Below are 19,288 nucleotides of genomic sequence, written 5' to 3' on the forward strand. Positions count from 1 at the left end.
ACGTGCGACGCAGCCGAAAAGATGAGGCAATGCGCGCGGCCATGCGCGCGCCGATGAAACCGCGACAGCCGGCCTGCGCCGCGCGTCGCGAACCACGCGTGCAGCGGGTTACGTGCTCGCCGCGAGACGCGGGCCCGACGCGCCGCGCACGGCCGTCGACGGCTCGTCGACAGTCTTTTGCACTTGCGCGCTCACCCACGGATCGATGCCCTGCTTCTGCACCTCTTCGAGAAACGAAACCCGCGTGCGCCAATAGTCGGCCTGCAGCTTCGCGTCGATGACCCGCTGTTCGGCGGTGAACAACTCCATCCGTGCGGTCACGAGCATCGATGCAGCGCTCTTCTCGGGAGTGGGGGCGTGACGCAACGCCCATCGGCTGATCCAGTTCAACATGCTTGCCTCCGTATCGACGGACGAAATCACATGGGGCGCCGCCCAACCTGCAAAGCCCCGCCCCAGCACTCACCACTTTGGTTGCCACTGCGAAATGCGTCGATGCTCGCGTCCGCTCCCGGCATCCGGCGACACCCGACGCGAGCAATGTCTCTATCCTAGATAGAGAATCGCGTTAATGCGATGACGACTTGCATTCTTTTACACAAGCCGCCTTATTGCAACACCTCCCAACCCGACGATATCCCATTGATCATAAAGAAAAATATTCATCCGAATATGAATGGAAACGCTTATCTCCAAAATAGACATATATGTCGTCGGAATTGGACGAATTTCCGGATAGCCGCCGGTCGGCGGCGTATGCGCGGCGACGAGGCACCCTGTCGGCACACATGCAATTTTCTTCTCATGCGATCCGCGACGACATATTGCGGTCACGAAGCCGCCGAATTTGCTTTCCATGCAATCGGCACGGCATCGCGCCAGCTCGGCGACGCGATCGCACGATTCGCATGCGTTCGTTCGAACAGGATGCCCGCACCGGCATGCACGACGATGGGGCGTCGCACCGCCGCAACGCGAGCCATTGCTCGCCGTTGCCGTAAGCGCGCGCACCAAGCGTCACGCCGGCTTTTTTGCTTTCGACGAAATTACGACCGGCGCCTCGAACGAGGCTCGCGACGATCGGCACACGAAGTCGTCATTTCCGCACGCAATTCATCGACGCGAAGCGAAACGCGCGCCACGACCGATGGCGCTCATCGCAGTCGCGGCATCGCCCGCAACGCATGCGACGCTCATCGGCAGACCGCGATTCAGCCGGTCAGCCCGGCCCGCATTCGTCCGGCCATCGATACGCGAGCAGCCGCGAACGCGCATACGCGAGTTCGCGCACCGCGCCGCGTTGATTGCCGCCGAACAGATGCATCTGTTCGGCGTCATGCCGAAGATAGAAGCCGACATGTCCTTTCCAGCTCGTCGGATGGTCGCGCGTCAGCACGACGATGCACCCATAGGCCGGCTCGCTCAGCTCGCGGCCCCATTCGAGCCACGATCGCGCAAGCGCGGAGCCCGTTCCCGGAATCCCGACGCGCGCGAGACACCAGTTGATGAACGACGAGCACCACGAAACCTTGTCGTCGTAGCCCACGAGATTCGTGCAGCCGTTGTACTCGACGATGCGCGGATTGCTCTCGCCGGGACCGAAGCGCCGCACACCCGATTCCGCGAGCGCAACCGGCATCCATGCGGGATGGCCGGCCCCGGCGTCCTGTTCGCCGCGCGCGGGCGCGACGCTTTCTTGCATTCGGGCGATCAAGGTCAAGCTGTACTCTCCAGTCCGTGAACGGGCGGCGCGTCGACGCGAGCGAGCGACGACGACGTTTGTTCGTCGACGCAGTCCGCGCCGCGCGCGACATGCGACATGCGAAAGCGGCCATTTTAGCGATCCGCGGACGAGCGCGCCTGCCTGCGCCCGCTGGCCCGAAGCCTCGACGCCCGCGCGGCGCGAACCGCCGCGAGCGCGACGACGAAGCACGATCAATCGCCGCAAATATATCGTCCCGCCTATGTCCGCTATTACAATCCGCCGATAGCCGCTCAATAGTGGCTGGTTACAGTACGTCCGCCTCGCGGGCAACACAACTCACAAAGCATTCAGCAACACGACCACTCGACCGGAGAATCGCCCACATGGAATCGATCAAACGGTATTTCGGCTTCGCGGAAGCCGGAACCGACTTCCGCACCGAAATACTCGCGGGCGTCACCACGTTCCTGACGATGGCCTACATCATCTTCGTCAACCCTGCGATCCTCGGCGACGCGGGCATGCCGAAGGAAGCCGTTTTCGTCGCGACCTGCCTCGTCGCCGCGCTCGCGTCGCTCATCATGGGCCTGTACGCGAACTATCCGATCGCCTGCGCGCCCGGCATGGGCCTCAACGCGTATTTCGCCTACACCGTCGTCAAGGGCATGGGCTTCACGTGGCAGGCCGCGCTCGGCGCGGTGTTCATCTCCGGCTGCCTGTTCCTGCTCGTCACGCTGTTCCGCGTGCGCGAAGTGATCGTCAACGGGATTCCGAAGTCGCTGCGGATCGCGATTACGGCGGGCATCGGGCTTTTCCTCGGGATCATCTCGCTGAAGACGGCAGGCGTGATCGTCGGCAGCCCCGCGACGCTCGTCACGCTCGGCGATCTGCACAAGCCGACGACGATCCTCGCGATCATCGGCTTCTTCGCGATCGTCACGCTCGATTATCTGCGCGTGCGCGGCGCGATCCTGATCGGCATCATCGGCGTGACGGTCCTGTCGTTCTTCTTCGGCGGCAACCAGTTTCACGGGATCTTCTCCGCGCCGCCGTCGATCGACGCGACGCTGTTCAAGCTCGACATCGGCGCCGCGCTGTCGACCGGCATCGTCAACGTGATCCTCGTGTTCTTCCTCGTCGAGCTGTTCGACGCGACGGGCACGCTGATGGGCGTCGCGAATCGCGCGGGGCTCCTCGTCGAGGGCAAGATGCATCGCTTGAACAAGGCGCTCCTCGCCGACAGCACCGCGATCGTCGCGGGCTCGCTGCTCGGTACGTCGTCGACGACCGCGTACATCGAGAGCGCGTCCGGCGTGCAGGCGGGCGGACGCACCGGCGTCACCGCGATCACGGTCGCCGTGCTGTTCATCGCGTGCCTCTTCATCGCGCCGCTCGCGGGCGTCGTGCCCGGCTATGCGACCGCGCCCGCGCTGCTGTACGTATCGTGCCTGATGCTGCGCGACATGGTCGACGTGCAGTGGGACGACGCGACGGAAGCCGTGCCCGCGGCGCTCACCGCGCTGCTGATGCCGTTCACGTACTCGATCGCGAACGGCGTCGCGTTCGGTTTCATCGCGTATGGCGGCCTCAAGCTGCTGACGGGCCACGCGACGCGAGTGAAGCCGGTCGTCTGGATCATCGCGGCGGTCTTCCTGTTCCGCTATTTCTACCTCGGCGCCGAATAAGCGGCGCGATGCGCGGCGGCGGAAGCGGAAACGCTCACCGCCGCAAACGGCTCGCCCGCGCATGGACGTGCCGGCGACGACGCGATCGCGTCGAGCGATGTCATCGGTCGACGACGCAGGATCGCAAAAGCCGTCGCAACGACGGCGATCGTCGGGTGGGGACGCCTCGCTCGCGCATGAACCTCGCACACGACAAGCCGCCGGCGCGACCGCGACCGGCCGTCGAACCGCCCGCCATATCGCGAGCAGCAAAGCCGCCATCCCGCGGCGCTTGTCTTCACCCGTCGAGCGGATGCGCATGCACTTGCGCATGCGCGACATCGCCGCGTGCCGCGGCAAAATCCGGCGTCTGCCCAGCCGCTGAAAAAAACCGACCGACGGAATTCGTCGAAATCGATTCCGTCGTAGCCGGCAGCCCCGACAGTCATAAAGCCACACCCGGCCTTTGCCGATCCGGTCGTACTGGGATCGTCCGAACGCACTGCGTTCGGAACACTTCCAACGGAGTCGCACGCGCGATGGCTCGGCCCGGCAGCGAAGGAAGGCTCGACTGGCGAAACTCAACCGAGAAGAACTCGTCAGGACAGCGCAAGATTGTGGCGAACGCGGCGGTCAAGCGCGCATGTTCGTGACGACGATCGTTCGCGCTGCACGCGCTCGCGGCGCAGCCATTCCACAATCGGCCAATGGAATCCCGGCGAACGAACAACCGACGCGCGCGCAGCCCGACCGTTCGACGCGCCTTTCCGCGGACGCCGTCCGCCTGTCCGATGCACGAAGCGGAGAGCCACATGAACCGGCACGTCCGACATCCGTCGCCGACACATACCGCAAGCATGCCGAACGAAACCCGACCGCCGACGTCACCACAAAAAAAACGAGCGCCACCCCCGGGCAGCGCTCGTTCGCGACACGGCGCACTCTAGCGCCAGTTCGCCTCGTAAAATCGGACGTACCCGCTTCTCAGCACCACGCACTGCGCACGGGTCTCGGACAGCAAGCGCCGTGCCGCGGCCTCGATGCGGGGCCGGTGCGTGTCGAATGCGCCCACCATGTCCTCGAAACGCGGCGAAGCCGCGCCGAAATGGTCCTCGAGCGCTTCGGCAGTGATATGGCATTGAACCGGCTCGCCGTCGACCATTGCCATGAACGCGATCGTCAATTCGCGGCCCGAATATTCGGGGGCATCGTTCGTGAACTGGATCTGCATCGGAACCGCCTTTGCCGTAGCTCGAGAATGCAAGAAACCGCGTGCCGCCGGTAGCATTTGCCTGCCGGAAGCGCGCGGACTGGCCGGAGAGGATGTCGTGCGGCGAACGGCGCGCGCTCGCCTGATGCTCCGGTTGAATTCACTTTAGACGCTTTCCCGCACGACTCAAGATTTCGTCAAAAAACCCTGCGCGCGCGCATGCCGCGACGCATTCTTCTGCCTATTGACGGGGGAACGGCTTGACTGCGCGGCAAAGCGGGCAATCAATCGTCATGCGAATCGAGCGCCGGATTCGGCTGCGATTCACCATGCCGCGCCGATCGCAAACGAGCCGGGTCGGCGGCCGTTTCGGCGTTCCGGCGCGAGGTGCGATGCTCGACCGGATGCGCACCGAGGCGCCATATCGTCGGCGGATTGCCGACGTGCTCGCCGATGCTCGCGTCGCCGCGTCGAACTCCCCTCTCCGCCGACCGCGCGGCCGCGTCTCGAACGTGTCCAGGGCGTCTGTCGCGTCGCCCGGGCAGCGAGCCGATCGGACCCTGCCGCGCCGCGGGCGCGCTTGCCGTCGCCGCGACCGGCCGGCGCGCTTACTTCTGCTCGTCCTTCGGCCATACGTTCAGCGCGACCACGCAGGTCGTCACGCCGAGCGCGATCGCCGCCACGCCGTATCGCAGCGCGGCATCCTGATCGAACAACAATCCGTGGATCGCCACGGCGATGCCGGCCAGCGCGACGAACGTCGCGATCGCCGCCAGCACCACTCTCAGTTCCGTCCGAACCATGATGATTCTCCCCGAACGGATGCATGTCGCGGCGCATGCCGAATGGCGGGGACCGCGCGCGTTTTCGGCGTCGGTCCCGGCAAGGCGCGGCGCGTGCGCGCCTTGTTTCCATCATTGCAGGCAGAGGCCCAAAAGCAAGGGAAATTCGATTTGCAGTCGCACATCGCTCGCGGCGCTTGTATGATGAGACGTGCCCGCGCCGCCACGTCAACCGCTGCGCCGGTCGAGCGGAGAACACACTCCGTCGGCGGGCCCCATGGAGACAAGTCATGCCGCAATCTTCCGTGCTGCCCGCCGCAGCGAGCCGTGTCGACCTGCTCGCGCAAGCGCACGCCCGCTCGCTATCGGTCGGCCTGCGCGCGTCCGAGCCGCCGGACTTCTCGCCGCTGTCGCGCACCGCGCTGCGCGAGCTGATCGACGGCAGCCAGTCGCTGTACACGCATGCGCGTCCGGTGATGGATACGCTGCACACGCAGATCGCCGACACGCAAAGCCTCGTGCTCCTGACCGATCGCGACGGCGTGATCCTGCACAGCATCGGCGACGACGATTTCGTCGAGAAGGCGAACCGGGTCGCGCTCTGCCCCGGCGTGTCGTGGGCGGAGGACGCGCGCGGCACCAATGCGATCGGCACCGCGCTGATCGCGGGCCAGGCGATCGCCGTCCACGGCGCCGAGCATTTCCTGCGCGCGAACCACGTGCTCACCTGCTCGTGCGCGCCGATCGCCGATCCGTTCGGCCGCATCCTCGGCGCGCTCGACGTGAGCGGCGATCCGCGCGGCTTCAGCCCGCATACGCTCGCGCTCGTGAAGATGTCCGCGCAGTTGATCGAGAATCATCTGTTTGCGAACCAGTGCGCCGACGCGCTGCGCGTGCGCTTTCACGCGCATGACGAATTCGTCGACTCGCTGTTCGCGGGCCTCGTCGCATTCAGCCCGAGCGGCGCGCTTTTCGCCGCGAACCGCAGCGCGCAATTCCAGCTCGGCGCAAGCCTCGACGCACTGCAGCAGCGCGGCTGCGACGAACTGTTCGGCATGTCGTTCGCGAAGCTCGCGCAGCATGCGGCGCGCGAACCGCTCGCGTGCTTCACGCTGACGCTCGCGACCGGCGTGCGGGTGCGCGCGCGCTGCGAGTTCGCGGACGCGCAGCGCACGGCCGTCCCAGTGACCGGGCGCGCCGCGCCGTCCCGCATTGCCGAGGCGTCGCGCGAAGACGATCCCGACGCGATCACGTTCGCGACGCTCGATACGGGCGACGCGCGGATGGCCGCCGTGCTGCAGCGCGTCAGCAAGGTGCGCGGCCGCGACCTGCCAGTGCTCGTGCTCGGCGAGACGGGCACCGGCAAGGAATGGCTCGCGCGGGCGCTGCACCATGCGTCGCCGCGCCGCGACGGCCCGTTCGTCGCGGTCAACTGCGCGGCGCTGCCCGATTCGCTGATCGAGGCGGAGCTGTTCGGCTACGAAGACGGCGCGTTCACCGGCGCGCGCAAGCGCGGCAGCCCCGGCAAGATCGCGCAGGCGGACGGCGGCACGCTGTTTCTCGACGAAATCGGCGACATGCCGCTCGCGCAGCAGGTGCGGCTGATGCGCGTGCTGCAGGAACGCGCGGTGATGCCGCTCGGCGGCGCGCGGGCGGTGCCCGTCGACCTGCGGATCGTCTGCGCGACGCACCGCGACCTGCGCGCCATGATCGCGGCCGGCACGTTCCGCGAGGATCTGTTCTACCGGATCAACGGCCTCGCGGTGACGCTGCCGCCGCTTGCCGAGCGCTCGGACCTCGAGACGCTCGTCGCACGCGTGCTCGCGCGGCTCGCGCGCAGCGAGCCGATGCCGGCGAGCGTATCGCCGGCAGTGCTCGCCGCGTTTGCGCGCTGCCGGTGGCCCGGCAATCTGCGTCAATTGACCAACGTGCTGCGCACGGCGGGAATGCTCGCCGAAAGCGAAACGCAGATCGGCGTCGAGCATCTGCCCGACGATTTCTGGCTCGACTGCCCGGCGCCCGAGCGGCAAGCCGCGGCGCCGCACGCAGACCCGGCCGCAGCGTCCGCCGCGACCGCGGCATCGCCGACGCTGCAGGACCATCAGGCCGCGCTGATCGACGGCGCGCTCGACCGGCATCGCGGCAACGTGTCGGCGGCCGCACGCGAACTCGGGCTCGCGCGCAACACCGTCTATCGGCATCTGCGCAGGCGGCGGCCGGGCGCCTGAGCCGCCGCAGCCGGCGACGCGCGCGACATCCGGCCCCCACGCGCGATGCGCACACCCGCAAGCGCGCCGGCGGGCGATGTGCGCGGCCGCATCGGGTATCCTTGCCGCTCCTCGTCCACGACGCCGCCTCGCCGCCCACGATCGCATGACCGAATCAGAAGAACGTTCGCACCAGGTGCGCGTCGAGCCGCTCGGAGTGGGTTTCGACGCGCCCGAATCGCTGTCGCTGCTCGAAGCGGCGGGCTTCGCCGGCGTGTCGCTGCCGCGCTCTTGCCGCAACGGCACGTGCCGGACCTGCCTGTGCCGCCTGCGCGAAGGCTCGATCGTCTACCGGATCGACTGGCCGGGCGTGAGCGCCGAAGAGAAAGCGCAAGGCTACATCCTGCCGTGCGTCGCGATCGCGCAATCCGACCTCGTCATCGAGGTGCCGCACGCCGAATGAGCGAACGCGCGCGGCCGTCGCCGCGCAAACGCCCGCAACCGATCGCGCATGCCGCCCGCACCGCCCATGCGCCGCGCGCGCCGCCCGGCATCCGCATCGCCCGGTAGCCGGCCGAATCACGGAAAACGGCAACGAGCCGGGCGTCACGCCATCGCATCGCCCGCCGGCCAGCGCGCGCGCGCCGACTCCTGCCGCCGCAGGCGAGCCGCAATCAGCGCCGCCAGCACGGCAAGCGCCGCCCCGGCGAGAAACCCGCCGGTATAGCCGACCTTCGCCGTCAGCGTCAGCATCATCGACGATGCGATCAGTTCGCCGAGATCGCGCGTGCTCTGCACCGCGGTGACGTCGGTGCCCGCCTGATCGCTGTCGCCCGCGAAACGCATGCCGGCCGTCATGATCGACACCGACGTGACGCCGGTCGAGAGCGAGCCGAGCACCGTGCACAGCCACACCCATTGCGGCGCGGCGGCGAGCCAGCCGTTCGCCTGCGCGAACCACAACAGCGCGCCGGCGCCCGCGCAGCCCACGCCGACCGTGAACGCGCGCCACAAGCCGAGTTGCCGGACGAGCCACGCGCCGCCGCCGCAACCGAGCACGACGGTCACGATGCCGCCCGCCATGCCGAGCCGCCCGATCGCATCGAGCGTCCAGCCGGCATCGTTGAGGAACAGCTTCGACAGCCCGAATCCGGACACGGCCGTCATCGCCGACAGCAGCGACATCGACAGCAGCGACATCGACAACGGCCGCTTCGCGAAGCGCACGAGGCTCGCCTGCCGGGCGGGCGTCGCGCGCGCCCGCCCGGCGTCGCGCGGCAACAGCCACAGCACGCACGCGAGGCTCGCGAGCGGCACGGCCGCGAGCGCGAGGAACGCGGCCCGCTGCCCGAACAGACCGATCAGCGTGAGCGCCCCCGCGCCGCCGCCGAAGAAGCCGATCATCACGCCCGCGATCTGGATCGCGTTGATTTTCGCGAGCGCGGCGCCGTGAAAATGCGCGGCGGCCATTCCGTCGCTCGCGATGTCCTGCGTGGCGCTCGCGAGCGACGCGACGGCGAGCAGCGCGACCGCCCAGCCCGCCGTCGCGACCGTCATCCCGACTTGCGCGAGGCTCGCGAGACACAGCACGACGATGCATTGCATCGGCAGCATCCAGCTGCGGCGGCGGCCGATCCGCGCCGACCAGCGGTTGTCGACGACCGGCGCCCACAAGAACTTGACGACCCACGGCAGCCCGACGAGCGGCAGGAACGCGAGCGCATGCAACGGTGCGCCGTCGTGGCGCAACAAGGTCGGCATCGCGTCCATGGCGATGCCAATCGGAATGCCTTGCGACAGATAAAGCAGCGTGATCGTGATCACGAGGCGGCGATGTTCGGGCAAATCGCGCATCGATTTCTCCAGTAGCGTTAAAGAGGTTCCGGGCCGGCCGGCAGGCCGGCGGATTGCGGCACACCGCGACGAGGACGCTGCGCCGCGCGCATCAGCAGCGCGCCGAGGCCCGCGAGCAACGCGTCGATGTGCCAGTAGGCCGGCGCGCCGGCTTCGACCAGCGCGATCGACAGATGCGCCGCGCCGGCGAGCAGATACGCCGCGCCCGCCGCGCGCAGCAGGCCGCGCAGCAGCGCCGCGCGATCCCGCACGCACGCCGCGAGCGCGACGCTGCCGATCCAGATCGACCAGAACAGCGTCTCCAGCGCATGATCGATGCGCGCGCCCGGCGGCAGCACGCGCCCGGCGAACAGCGGCACGCCGCCCGCCAACACGAGTCCGCCGCAAACGCCGACGCCGAGCGCCGCCAGTGCGCGCGCCAGACGGTCGCCTTGCGTCTGCCGACGCTCGATCCACAGATAGAGTCCCGTCACGCACAGCACGCACGCGCACAACCCCATCAGGAAGTGAAGCGCGCGCAGTCCGCCGCCCGCCGCTTCGGTCCAGCCGTATCGCGCGAAATGCAGCGGCTGCACGGCGATGAACGCGCGCAGCCAGATGCCGCGGCCGCGCGACGTGGCGTCCGCGAGCCATTGCCCGTCGGCCGCGCGATACAGATGGCGCTCGAACAGCGCGGGGCTCGGCAGACCGGCCATCGTGCCGGCGATCTCGACGCTCGCATGCGCGTCGCCCCAGTGATGCAGCGCGACGACTTCGGGACGGAAATCCGGCACGCGCGCGGCGTCGCGTCTGAGCAGCGCGTCGAGATCCGGCGCGCGCGACCACGGCTCGCCTGCCGCGGCGGGCGGCGGCGCGCCCATCAGCTCCGCGAGCGCCCGTTGCGGCTGCCCCGGAAACGCGGCCGCCGCGAGCGACACGGTGCCGAGTGCGCCGAGCCCGGACAACGCGCCGGTGAACGCGAACAGCACGAGCCACGGCGCGCCCCAGAGGCCGATCAATCCGTGCAGGTCGAACAGCGCGACGCGCAGCCCCTTGCCGCGCCGCACCCGCGCCGCGTCGGGCCAGCGACGCCGGTGCAAAACGAGGCCTGCGACGATCAGCACCAGCAGCGCGACGCCCCACAAGCTCACGAAGATCCGGCCGGGAAAGCCGGCGAACATCGTCTTGTGCAGCGTGACGAGCCATGCGGCCCGCGCCGGCTCCACGAGCGGCTCGCCCGTCGCCGTATTCAGCGCCAGCGTGCACGCCTGCCGTGCCGAGCAGAACCGGATCGCCGGATCGGCGGGCTGCGGCAGCACGATGCGCGCATCGCGCAGCGGGAAACCGAGCGCCGACGCGCGCGCGACGAGCCGCTCGAGCGGCAGCGGCGGGCCCGCGACGGCGAGCGCCGGCGGCCGCCACCAGCCCTGCATCGATTCCTGCGCGAGACTCCAGGTGCCGCTGAACAGAATCACGAACAGCACGACGCCGAACAGCGCGCCCGCACCGCGATGGACGGCGCGCCAGCGCGATCGCGACGAGGCGTCCATGTCAGCGCCCTCCCCAGTACCAGACGCACGGCGTCAGCACAACGAGCCACGCGAACGCGCGCCGGACGGTCTGCCGCCAGCCGGACGCGACGAGCGCCCACAGCAGCACGGCGACGCCCGCGGCGAGCGCCAGCAGCACTGCCGCATAAAGCCGGTTCAGTCCATCCGCCGGATAGTGGCGCGCGAGCGTCACCGCCAGCTCGATCGCGCCCGCTGATGCGCCGCCGACCGCAACGGCCGCCCGTGCGGGCCAGCCACCCGCCATCAGAATTGCCCGCGCACGGTCAGCATCACGTTGCGCGGCTCCCCATAGCGGTTGTTCCAGCCGAGTTGGCTCAGGCTCTGGTAATACGTGCGATCGAACAGGTTATTGACGTTGAGCGCGGCGCTCCAGTGCCTGTCGTGGCGATAGCCGAGCCGCACGCTCGCGAGCGCGTAGCCGCCCTGGCGCATCGTGACGCCGTTCGACACCGCCGAAAAATCGCTCTGCACCTGCACGCCGCCGCCGATGCTCCAGCGGCGCTCCTGCCAAGGCAGGTCGTAGTGGGTCCACAGCCGGAACAGATGGCGCGGATTCAGGAGCGGCGCGAACTGGCTGCTGTCGAGGTTCTGCGCGTAGCGCATCGTGTCGAACGTATAGCTCGCCCATACGCTCCACCACGGCGTGATGCGCCCGTTCGCCTCGAATTCGAAACCCTGGCTGCGCACGCTGCCGCCGTTGACGTAGTAACAGTTCTGTCCCGCGCACGGATGCGCGGCGTCGACCTGCGGGCTGTTGTCGAGATCGATGCGAAACGCCGCGAGCGACACGTTCAGCTTGCCGCCGGCCAGTTCCCCCTTGATGCCCGTCTCGTAGGTGCGGCCTTTCACCGGCGTCAGGATGCCGCCGCCCCAGGTCGGCTTGGTCTGCGGCTGGAACACTTCCGCATAGCTCGCATACCACGACCAGTCGCGCGCGAAATCCCAGATCAGTCCGCCGTACGGCGTGAACTGGCGACCGGTGTTGTAGTGCGCGCCGAGGCTGTCCTGGCTCCACCAACTGACGCGCCCGCCCAGCACGAGCGTGACCGGTTGCGCGAGCTTGATGCGGCTAAGACCGTAGATGCCCTTTTGCGAGATGTCGTTTTGCTGCGACTGCCGGTACGGCCCGATGCCCGGCTCCGGCACGCTGTCCGGATTCCAGCGGTACACGTTCACCGGGGTGCCGGGGCCCGCCAGCAACGGCGCGCTCAACTGCCCGCTGCTGCTGTTCGCGTAGGTCATCCCGAGCAGCAGTTCGTGCGTGAGCCCGAAGGCGCGCACCGGCCCCTGCACGTTCGCATCGACGCTGCGGCTGTAACTGCTGAACTGGTACGCGCCGCCCGTCAGCATGCCGCCCGCGCCCGTCGCCGGATCGATCGCGCCGAACGAGCCCGCGTATTTCAGGTCCGAGCGCACCGCTTGATACTCGCCGCTCAGCTTCGCCTTCCAGCCGCCGCCGAGCTTCTGCTCGACCGAGCCGAACGCGCGCGTCGTATCCCAGTCGAAATGCCCCCATCCGACGTCGAGAAAGGTCGATCGCGGCAGGCCGAGGCTCGCGCCGTCGCGCGCCATCGGCACGCCGGACATGTCGGGCACCGACGCGACCGACTGGTATTGCGCGCCCAGCGTGAGCAGCGTGTCGCGCGTCACGTCGATTTCGGTGATGCCGTAGATCGAGCGCGTATTCTGCTTTGCTCGGTCGTAGAAGAAGTGGCGATTCTCGTAAGCGGCGACGAGCCGCCCCCGCACCGTGCCCGTCGGATTGAGCGGCCCGCCGATGTCGGCCTCCGCGCGATAGCGCCCCCAACTGCCGACGCTCGCCGCCGCGCTCGCGGCAAACTGGTATTGCGGCCGCTTGCGCACCAGGTTGACGGTCGCGGCCGGATTGCCCGCCCCGTGCAGCAAGCCGTTCGCGCCGCGCAGGATCTCCACCCGCTCGTAGACCGACATGTCCTGCGGCGCGCTCGCCATGTCGCCGAGCACGACCGGCACGCCGTCCAGCTCGAACGAATCGACCTTGAAGCCGCGCACGAAGTACGCTGTCGTCAACAGCACGTAGGGCTGCACGGTCACGCCAGCCGATTGCTGCATCACTTCGTCGAGGCTGAACAGGTTTTGCTGTTCCATCCGCTCGCGCGTCGTCACGCTGACCGATTGCGGGATCTCCCGCAGCGCGAGCGGCATCTTGCCAACGGTCGCGATCGCCGAATCGTCCGCCGCATCCTTCGGCGCGCTTACCGAAATCGCCTTCAACTCGGCGCCGGCCGGCTGCGCCCCGGCGGTTCGCGCTTGTACATTCGTTTTCTTTTGCGCGTCATCCTTCGCCGGCGTGTCGGCGAGCGCCGCCGCTCCGGGGTGGGCCGCGATCAGCATGCCCAGACAGAGCGACGAACGCCACCGTCCGCCCGCGAAACGCTTGGCCGGCGCGACTGCGCGCCGTGATCTCTCAGGTCCTGCCACCTCGTACTGCATGAACGCCCCCGCACTTGATAATCATTCTCATTATCAATTGTAAGAGGCGAACCTTTTTTCGATTGCCGGCCTTTCTCTATCGATGCCCGGCACGCGCGTTCAAGACTCCAGCGCGGACCGGCCGGCTGCGACGGCCGCGCCTTGCGGCGCCGCCCGCTCATGCTCGGCACGGGCGAACTCTCCATACCATGCGTCGGTCGCGACGAGCTGCGCGTGCGTGCCCCGCGCCCGCACGCGGCCCGCTTCGAGCACGACGATTTCGTCGGCGGCGCGCGCGAGCGCCGGATGGTGCGTGACGACGATGCGCGTGCGTCGGCCGCGCATCGCGACGAGGCTGTCCCGCACACGCCGCGCGCTCAGTTCGTCGAGACTCGCGGTCGGTTCGTCGAGCAGCAGCAGCGGCGCCTTCGCGAGCAGCCCGCGCGCAAGGCACGCGCGCTGGCGCTGCCCGCCCGACAGCAACTGGCCGCCCGGCCCCACGTCGGTATCGAGTCCTCGCGGCAGACGCTCGACATCGCGCGCCAGCCCGACCGCCTCCAGCGCGGCGTTCAGCTCCGCATCGGTCGCATTCGGACAGCTCATGCGCATATTCCACGCGAGGCTGCCGCGAAACAGGCCGTTGTCCTGGAACACCAGATTGCGCGCGGCGGCGAGCGCCGTCTCGCTCAACCGCCGAAGATCGACCTGGCCGAACAGCACGCGCCCGTCGGACGGATCGTCGAGCCGCGCAAGCAGGCCGAGCAGCGTGCTCTTGCCCGCCCCCGTCGGCCCGACGATCGCGACGAAGCCCCCCGCCGGACAGCGCAGATCGACGTTCTCGAGCAACGTCGCGCCCGTATTCGACCGATAGCCGACTCGCACCGCCTCGATGCCGGCGTCCTGCGGTTGCAGGCCGCGCTCGGGGCTTTCGAAGCGCGGCGCGTGCAACACCGTCAGCACGGTGTCGAGCGCGCGCCAGCCGCCGCGCAGCGCCTGATCGAGCTGCGTCAGCTGCGCGAGCGGCTCGATGAAGCGCACGAGCAGCACGAGCAGCACGAGCAGCACGAGCAGCACGAGCAGCACGAGCAGCACGAGCACCGCGACCACGGTGGCCGCGTCGAGCCGGCCGGCTGCGACCGCCCACGCGCCGCCCAGCAGCATCGCGACGAACACCGCCTGCACGGCGCCCGCGAACCCGAGCTCGATCGGCAGCGAACGCCTCATCAGCGCCCGCGTGCCGCGATGCCGTTCGTCGAGCGCCCGCTGCAGCGCCGCGCGCACGTCGCCGTCGTGTCCGGCAAAACGCAGCAGCCCCTGATGCGCGGCGAACACTTGCAGTTGCTCGGCCATGTCGCGATCGCCCGCCGCGCGGGCCTCTTCGAGCGCAAGCGTGCGCGAGCCGCTCCGGCGTCGCTCGCGCTGAAGCGGCATCTGCGAGACCAGGGGCTCGCGGCGTTCAAGATCCCCGATCGCATCGAATTCGTGCCGCGCTTTCCGGAAACCGGCATCGGCAAGACCAGCAAGAAATCGCTGCGCGACCTGCTGCGCCGTCAACTGGCGGCGGCGAGCGCATGAGCGCGCTTCGTCCGCCCGCCGGCTGGGTCCGCGAACTGCGGCTGTCGCCCTGCCCGCGCGCGCAGCTCGTCTGCTTCCCGCACGCGGGCGGCACCGCCAGCTTCTTTCGCAGCTGGAGCGACGCGCTGCCCTGGGATCTCGATCTGCTCGCGCTCCAGTATCCGGGCCGCGAAGACCGCTTCGGCGAACCCTGCGCGCGCTCGATCGACGCGCTTGCGGAGCCGGTCGCCGATGCGCTGCGTCATTACGCGCACAAGCCGCTCGTGCTGTTCGGCCACAGCCTCGGCGCGGCGCTTGCGTATGAAGTCGCGCTGCGCCTCGAACGGCATGGCGCGGCGCCGCTCCATGTCGCGGTGTCCGCGCTTCCGCCGCCGCACCGGCAACGCGAATCGAATCTGCATCTGCAATCCGACGAAGCGCTGCTCGACGACGTCGAGCGACTCTCCGGCGAGCATGCCGCGCTGCTCGCCGACCCGGAAATGCGCGCGATCTACCTGCCGATGATCCGTGACGACTATCGCGCCATCGAGACGTACCGGCGCGAACGGCCGCCGATGCTCGGCGCGCCGCTCGGCGTGATGCTGCCGCTCGCCGATCCCGAGCTCGATCGCGACGAAGCGCACGCATGGCAGGACGTCGCATCGCGGCCGATCCGCGTGACGGCGTTCGACGGCGACCATTTCTATCTGCGTCGCCAGTACCCGGCGCTGATCGCACATCTCGTCGAGCAGATCGACCACTCCCTCCGCCCGCACAAGGAACACCCATGAAGACACCCGACGATTGCACGGGTCTCACCGACATCCGCGAAGCCATCGACCGCCTCGACGCCGACATCATCGAGACGCTCGGCGCGCGCATGCAGTACGTGAAAGCCGCATCGCGATTCAAGCCGAACCAGGAGAGCATCGCGGCCCCGGAACGGGTCGCGACGATGCTGCCCGACAGGCGCCGCTGGGCCGAGCAGGCCGGGCTCGACGGCGCATTCGTCGAGACGTTGTACGCACAGATCATCGCGTGGTACATCGAACAGCAAACCCGGCACTGGCGTCGACAACGGGGGCTCGCATGAGCGCCCGCCTTTCCGTGCTGCGCGACACGTTCGCGCGCGCGGCGCGCCAGGCGGCCGAGACGGGCGAGCCCGTGCTCGCGTCGGCGTCGTTTCCGCTGCGGCCGTTGAACCTGTTCGACCTGATCGCGAGCTGGGACGACGCGATCACCCCGTGGTTCTTTCACGAAACCGGCGATCCGTCCGTCGCGCTGTTCGGCTGGGACCGCGCATTCGAGCTGAGCGCGACGGGCGACGCGCGCTTCGCGCAACTCGACGCACGCTGGCGCGCGCTCGGCCGCACGGCGGTCATCGCCGGGCCGCAGCCGCCGCGCATCGGCGGCGGCTTCCGCTTCGATCCGCACGGACCGCGGCAGGCGCACTGGCAGTCGTTCGCCGACGCGAGCATGATGCTCGCGAAAGTGATGATCGTCCGCGAAGGCGATGCGTACTGGGCGGTCTGCCAGCATGTCGTCGCCGCGCACGACGATCCCGCCGCGCTCGCGCGCGAACGCATCGCCCGGCTCGACATGCTCGCGACGCTCGCGCCCGCCCCCGACGACGACGCGCCGCATCTGCTGCGCACACAGGCGTTGCAGGCCGGCGAATGGCAGGGCAAGGTGCGGCGCGCGGTCGCTGCGATTCGCCGCGACGAACTCAGCAAGGTCGTGCTCGCGCGCGACGTGCAGCAACAGTATGCGCAGCCCGTCGCGATCGGGGCGCTGCTGCGGCGGCTCAGGCGACGCGACGCGCACGCGCATCTGTTCGCGATCCGCAACGGGGACGGCTGCTTCGTCGGCGCGACGCCGGAGCGTCTCGCGCGGGTCGCGGACGGCAAGGCGCAGACGCACGCGCTCGCCGGCACGATCCGGCGCGGCGCCGATCCCGACAGCGACCGCGCGCTCGGCGCGGAATTGATGGCGTCCGCCAAGGAGCGGCTCGAGCATGCGCTCGTCGTCGACGCGATCCGCGGCGCGCTCGCGCCGCTGTCACGCACGATCGATGTGCCGGCGCAGCCGTCGCTGCAGCGGTTGCCGCGCCTGCAGCACCTCAGCACGCCGATCGGCGCGACGCTGAACGCGGACGCGACGCTGTTGCAAGTCGTCGCGGCGCTGCACCCGACGCCCGCCGTCGCGGGCCATCCTCGCGCCATCGCGCTCGAACACATCCGCGCGCACGAAGGCTTCGACCGCGGCTGGTACGCGGGGCCGATCGGCTGGATCGACGCGCACGGCAACGGCGACTTCGTCGTCGCGCTGCGTTCGGCGCTGATCGCCGGACGCGCGTGCCGGCTGTTCGCGGGCTGCGGAATCGTCGCGGACTCGGAGCCGGAACGCGAGTATCAGGAGACGAACCTCAAGCTGTCGGGTATGCAGGCGGCGATCGAACTGTGCGACATCGCCGACAACCTGCGCAAGGTCGCGTCGATTCCGTCGGCGTCGCGCTGATCCGCACGAACGCGGCCCGCGCGCAACGCGCCGCGAGCCGCGCAAAAAAGGCCGGGCAATGTCCGGCCCGGGCGGTCGTCGCATGGCCGATGCCGGACGCTCGCGCGCCGGCCCGGCCGGTTTCGATCACATCGATGCGACGCGCGATCGCGCCGTGCATCGTGCGCGCTTCGCTCAACGCGCGATACCGCGATACGCGCTTCGCGAATCGTGCGGACCACGCCCGAGACCGGCACGCACGCGGCAGCACGAGGACGACGGCATCAATTGACGCAAGCCGACACGACCGGATCGTTGCTCCCGGTATTGACGAATCCGTCCGACACCCACTGATTCGAGCCGAGCCGGTACCAGAGCCGCGTCGCACCCCAGTTGCCCTGCACCGTATCGCCGTATACGTAGCACGCGAGCTGGACCGTCGCGCCGTTCGCCACCGTGCCGACGACCGATGCGGACAGCGACGGCGCGCTGCGCAGGTTCACGGGCCCCGGCGCCTGCACGGTCGCCTTCGCGGGCGGCGACGGCTCGACCGGCCCGCCGCTGGCTTCCGAACCATAATTGGTGAGGGACGCCTGCACGGACACCCGGCGCTGATTGCGGATCGCATAGCCCGAATACGCGTTGCCGCCTTCGAAGAACTGCCAGCCGCCGATCGTCTTGCCGTTCACCGGCACGTCGCTGCCGCCCTGGCTCAGCGCGAAATGCACGTGCGCGCCCGTCGTCTGGCCGCCGCACGGCAGCGCGTTGCCGATCCGGCCGAGGTACTCGCCCTGGCGCACGCGCGTGCCGCTGCCGGCCTGAGTCAGCTGGACCATGTGGTAATACGTAGTCGCATAGCCGTTGTCGTGGACGAGCTTGACGATCGCGCTGCCGTTGCGCTCGCAGCTCTTGTAGAGAACGCCGTCGCGGGCGGCGAGCACCTGGCCGTTGCCGCCGGAGAAATCGAGCGAATTGAACGGACGGCTGTCGCCGCTCCAGCCGTGCGCGCCGCCCGTCCAGTACCACGCGGTGCCTTGCTGCCACGGCAGAGCGAGACCGGTCTGCCCCGGCGCGGCCTGCGCGCGGCCCGCGCTCAGGTGGGCCCGTTCCTCGCGGGCGAGCAGTTTCGCCGGCGCCGCGGCGGCAAGCGCATAGAACGCGTCGCTGCCTTCGATGCCGACGACCCACCCTTCTTTCGCATGCTGCGCGAGAAAGAGCTTCGTGACGGGATAGGCCGGCGCGCCGTCCGGGACGACTTGCGTCACGGTGCCGAGCACCCATCCGGTTTCCGGATCCGACTTGATCGATTCGACCACGTCGTCGCGCGCTGCCGGCGCCGCCGGCCCCTGCTTGCTGAGCCGCGACGAGAATGCCTGTTTGACTGCACGCTGCAGGTCTGGTGCATCGACGGGCGCCGCAAGCGCGGCGCCGGACAGGCCGGCCGCCATCAGCGGTGCGGCAATGAAAAGCTTGATCGAATCGGATGCACTACGCCAGACCATCGGGTTCATAAGAACGCCTCCCTCATCAGTGAACGTCATCGCTTCGACGGACAGGATCGACTGCGCTCCGATGCGGCGTCGTCGATCGACATGGCCGCAGCGATCCCACGGTGAACCTTGGCAGCTCAATTCGCATTCCTTAGCAGCTTGACCAAGCCGACAAAGTTCTTACGCTCGGGGAAGCATAGTGACTTTTTTGTAAAAGTAAACCTTGCGAACGATAAGCCGGATAGATTGGCGTACACATTTATCGCATCGATTTATCGATATTGACCTGCCAAATGTATATTAAAAGGCGGATTATTTCGATGAA

At 68.7% G+C, this 19,288-nt stretch carries 16 protein-coding genes and 2 pseudogenes; 7 read left to right on the forward strand and 11 right to left on the reverse strand.

The annotated features are described in order from the left end of the window. Nucleotides 1-108 precede the first annotated feature (108 nt). The 3 genes from BG90_RS29510 to BG90_RS29515 all read right to left on the reverse strand — a co-directional run bounded on the left by BG90_RS29510 (nt 109) and on the right by BG90_RS29515 (nt 1,702). Entirely contained in the window at nt 109-393 is a 285-nt protein-coding gene (locus tag BG90_RS29510) for a hypothetical protein (RefSeq protein WP_010108330.1), read from the reverse strand. A gap of 201 nt (nt 394-594) precedes the next feature. Then, entirely contained in the window at nt 595-858 is a 264-nt protein-coding gene (locus BG90_RS35950) for a hypothetical protein (protein ID WP_124072321.1), read from the reverse strand. A gap of 361 nt (nt 859-1,219) precedes the next feature. Then, nucleotides 1,220-1,702 (reverse strand): NlpC/P60 family protein, encoded by a 483-nt coding sequence (locus BG90_RS29515; protein ID WP_010118137.1) that lies wholly within the window; start codon nt 1,700-1,702, stop codon nt 1,220-1,222. Nucleotides 1,703-2,088: 386 nt separating this feature from the next. Between BG90_RS29515 and BG90_RS29520 the strand changes: the two genes are divergently transcribed. Continuing rightward, entirely contained in the window at nt 2,089-3,390 is a 1,302-nt protein-coding gene (locus BG90_RS29520) for an NCS2 family permease (RefSeq protein WP_010108326.1), read from the forward strand. A gap of 922 nt (nt 3,391-4,312) precedes the next feature. On the opposite strand, the gene BG90_RS29525 is transcribed toward BG90_RS29520, so the two are convergent. Then, nucleotides 4,313-4,600, reverse strand: coding sequence for a DUF1488 family protein (locus tag BG90_RS29525; RefSeq protein WP_010108324.1), 288 nt, complete (start codon nt 4,598-4,600; stop codon nt 4,313-4,315). A 587-nt stretch (nt 4,601-5,187) separates the two neighbouring features. After that, nucleotides 5,188-5,382 carry a DUF2964 domain-containing protein gene (locus BG90_RS29530; protein ID WP_010108323.1) on the reverse strand — a complete coding sequence of 65 codons (195 nt, stop codon included), beginning with the start codon at nt 5,380-5,382 and terminating at the stop codon, nt 5,188-5,190. A 269-nt stretch (nt 5,383-5,651) separates the two neighbouring features. On the opposite strand from BG90_RS29530, the gene BG90_RS29535 reads away from it, so the two are divergent. Together BG90_RS29535 and BG90_RS29540 are read left to right on the forward strand one after the other, a co-directional pair. Then, the gene (locus BG90_RS29535) at nt 5,652-7,589 is read left to right on the forward strand and encodes a sigma-54-dependent Fis family transcriptional regulator (protein ID WP_010118136.1); all 1,938 of its coding nucleotides are present in this window, start codon (nt 5,652-5,654) and stop codon (nt 7,587-7,589) included. Nucleotides 7,590-7,734: 145 nt separating this feature from the next. After that, on the forward strand, nt 7,735-8,031 hold the full coding sequence (locus BG90_RS29540; RefSeq protein WP_010108320.1) for a 2Fe-2S iron-sulfur cluster-binding protein: 297 nt from the start codon (nt 7,735-7,737) through the stop codon (nt 8,029-8,031). Nucleotides 8,032-8,174: 143 nt separating this feature from the next. Here the strand turns inward: BG90_RS29540 and BG90_RS29545 are convergent, their stop codons facing one another. The 5 genes and pseudogenes from BG90_RS29545 to BG90_RS29565 all read right to left on the reverse strand — a co-directional run. Continuing rightward, the gene (locus tag BG90_RS29545) at nt 8,175-9,422 is read right to left on the reverse strand and encodes a RhtX/FptX family siderophore transporter (RefSeq protein ID WP_010118133.1); all 1,248 of its coding nucleotides are present in this window, start codon (nt 9,420-9,422) and stop codon (nt 8,175-8,177) included. Nucleotides 9,423-9,439: 17 nt separating this feature from the next. After that, nucleotides 9,440-10,951, reverse strand: coding sequence for a PepSY-associated TM helix domain-containing protein (locus BG90_RS29550; RefSeq protein ID WP_010108317.1), 1,512 nt, complete (start codon nt 10,949-10,951; stop codon nt 9,440-9,442). Between the two features lies 1 nt (nt 10,952). Then, nucleotides 10,953-11,216, reverse strand: coding sequence for a hypothetical protein (locus BG90_RS29555; RefSeq protein WP_010118132.1), 264 nt, complete (start codon nt 11,214-11,216; stop codon nt 10,953-10,955). After that, nucleotides 11,216-13,345: a TonB-dependent siderophore receptor gene (locus tag BG90_RS29560; RefSeq protein WP_010108314.1), complete on the reverse strand. Its 2,130-nt coding sequence runs from the start codon at nt 13,343-13,345 to the stop codon at nt 11,216-11,218. Before BG90_RS29560 ends, BG90_RS29555 begins: the two co-directional genes overlap by 1 nt. A gap of 175 nt (nt 13,346-13,520) precedes the next feature. Beyond that, nucleotides 13,521-14,830, reverse strand: a pseudogene (locus BG90_RS29565) (ATP-binding cassette domain-containing protein); the annotation flags it as partial. Between BG90_RS29565 and BG90_RS29570 the strand changes: the two are divergent. The 4 genes and pseudogenes from BG90_RS29570 to BG90_RS29585 all read left to right on the forward strand — a co-directional run. Beyond that, nucleotides 14,825-14,998, forward strand: a pseudogene (locus BG90_RS29570) (salicyl-AMP ligase); the annotation flags it as partial. The pseudogenes BG90_RS29565 and BG90_RS29570 sit on opposite strands and share 6 nt — an antisense overlap. Continuing rightward, the gene (locus BG90_RS29575; RefSeq protein WP_010118129.1) at nt 14,995-15,768 is read left to right on the forward strand and encodes a thioesterase II family protein; all 774 of its coding nucleotides are present in this window, start codon (nt 14,995-14,997) and stop codon (nt 15,766-15,768) included. The pseudogene BG90_RS29570 and the gene BG90_RS29575, both read left to right, overlap by 4 nt. After that, on the forward strand, nt 15,765-16,070 hold the full coding sequence (locus BG90_RS29580; RefSeq protein ID WP_010108308.1) for an isochorismate lyase: 306 nt from the start codon (nt 15,765-15,767) through the stop codon (nt 16,068-16,070). The genes BG90_RS29575 and BG90_RS29580 overlap by 4 nt, the downstream gene beginning before the upstream one ends. Next, nucleotides 16,067-17,494 (forward strand): isochorismate synthase, encoded by a 1,428-nt coding sequence (locus BG90_RS29585; RefSeq protein WP_010118128.1) that lies wholly within the window; start codon nt 16,067-16,069, stop codon nt 17,492-17,494. Before BG90_RS29580 ends, BG90_RS29585 begins: the two co-directional genes overlap by 4 nt. A 263-nt stretch (nt 17,495-17,757) precedes the next feature. On the opposite strand, the gene BG90_RS29595 is transcribed toward BG90_RS29585, so the two are convergent. Further along, nucleotides 17,758-19,014 carry a peptidoglycan DD-metalloendopeptidase family protein gene (locus BG90_RS29595; protein ID WP_232288922.1) on the reverse strand — a complete coding sequence of 419 codons (1,257 nt, stop codon included), beginning with the start codon at nt 19,012-19,014 and terminating at the stop codon, nt 17,758-17,760. Between the last annotated feature and the right edge of the window lie 274 nt (nt 19,015-19,288).

Source organism: Burkholderia oklahomensis C6786 (assembly GCF_000959365.1).
GTDB classification, from domain to species: domain Bacteria; phylum Pseudomonadota; class Gammaproteobacteria; order Burkholderiales; family Burkholderiaceae; genus Burkholderia; species Burkholderia oklahomensis.

Bases quoted from the DNA above. Each gene is read 5' to 3' on its own strand.
- BG90_RS29510 (WP_010108330.1), bottom strand. From the start codon at position 393: ATGTTGAACTGGATCAGCCGATGGGCGTTGCGTCACGCCCCCACTCCC.
- BG90_RS35950 (WP_124072321.1), bottom strand. From the start codon at position 858: ATGGAAAGCAAATTCGGCGGCTTCGTGACCGCAATATGTCGTCGCGGA.
- BG90_RS29515 (WP_010118137.1), bottom strand. From the start codon at position 1,702: ATGCAAGAAAGCGTCGCGCCCGCGCGCGGCGAACAGGACGCCGGGGCC.
- BG90_RS29520 (WP_010108326.1), top strand. From the start codon at position 2,089: ATGGAATCGATCAAACGGTATTTCGGCTTCGCGGAAGCCGGAACCGAC.
- BG90_RS29525 (WP_010108324.1), bottom strand. From the start codon at position 4,600: ATGCAGATCCAGTTCACGAACGATGCCCCCGAATATTCGGGCCGCGAA.
- BG90_RS29530 (WP_010108323.1), bottom strand. From the start codon at position 5,382: ATGGTTCGGACGGAACTGAGAGTGGTGCTGGCGGCGATCGCGACGTTC.
- BG90_RS29535 (WP_010118136.1), top strand. From the start codon at position 5,652: ATGCCGCAATCTTCCGTGCTGCCCGCCGCAGCGAGCCGTGTCGACCTG.
- BG90_RS29540 (WP_010108320.1), top strand. From the start codon at position 7,735: ATGACCGAATCAGAAGAACGTTCGCACCAGGTGCGCGTCGAGCCGCTC.
- BG90_RS29545 (WP_010118133.1), bottom strand. From the start codon at position 9,422: ATGCGCGATTTGCCCGAACATCGCCGCCTCGTGATCACGATCACGCTG.
- BG90_RS29550 (WP_010108317.1), bottom strand. From the start codon at position 10,951: ATGGACGCCTCGTCGCGATCGCGCTGGCGCGCCGTCCATCGCGGTGCG.
- BG90_RS29555 (WP_010118132.1), bottom strand. From the start codon at position 11,216: ATGGCGGGTGGCTGGCCCGCACGGGCGGCCGTTGCGGTCGGCGGCGCA.
- BG90_RS29560 (WP_010108314.1), bottom strand. From the start codon at position 13,345: ATGCTGATCGCGGCCCACCCCGGAGCGGCGGCGCTCGCCGACACGCCG.
- BG90_RS29575 (WP_010118129.1), top strand. From the start codon at position 14,995: ATGAGCGCGCTTCGTCCGCCCGCCGGCTGGGTCCGCGAACTGCGGCTG.
- BG90_RS29580 (WP_010108308.1), top strand. From the start codon at position 15,765: ATGAAGACACCCGACGATTGCACGGGTCTCACCGACATCCGCGAAGCC.
- BG90_RS29585 (WP_010118128.1), top strand. From the start codon at position 16,067: ATGAGCGCCCGCCTTTCCGTGCTGCGCGACACGTTCGCGCGCGCGGCG.
- BG90_RS29595 (WP_232288922.1), bottom strand. From the start codon at position 19,014: ATGACGTTCACTGATGAGGGAGGCGTTCTTATGAACCCGATGGTCTGG.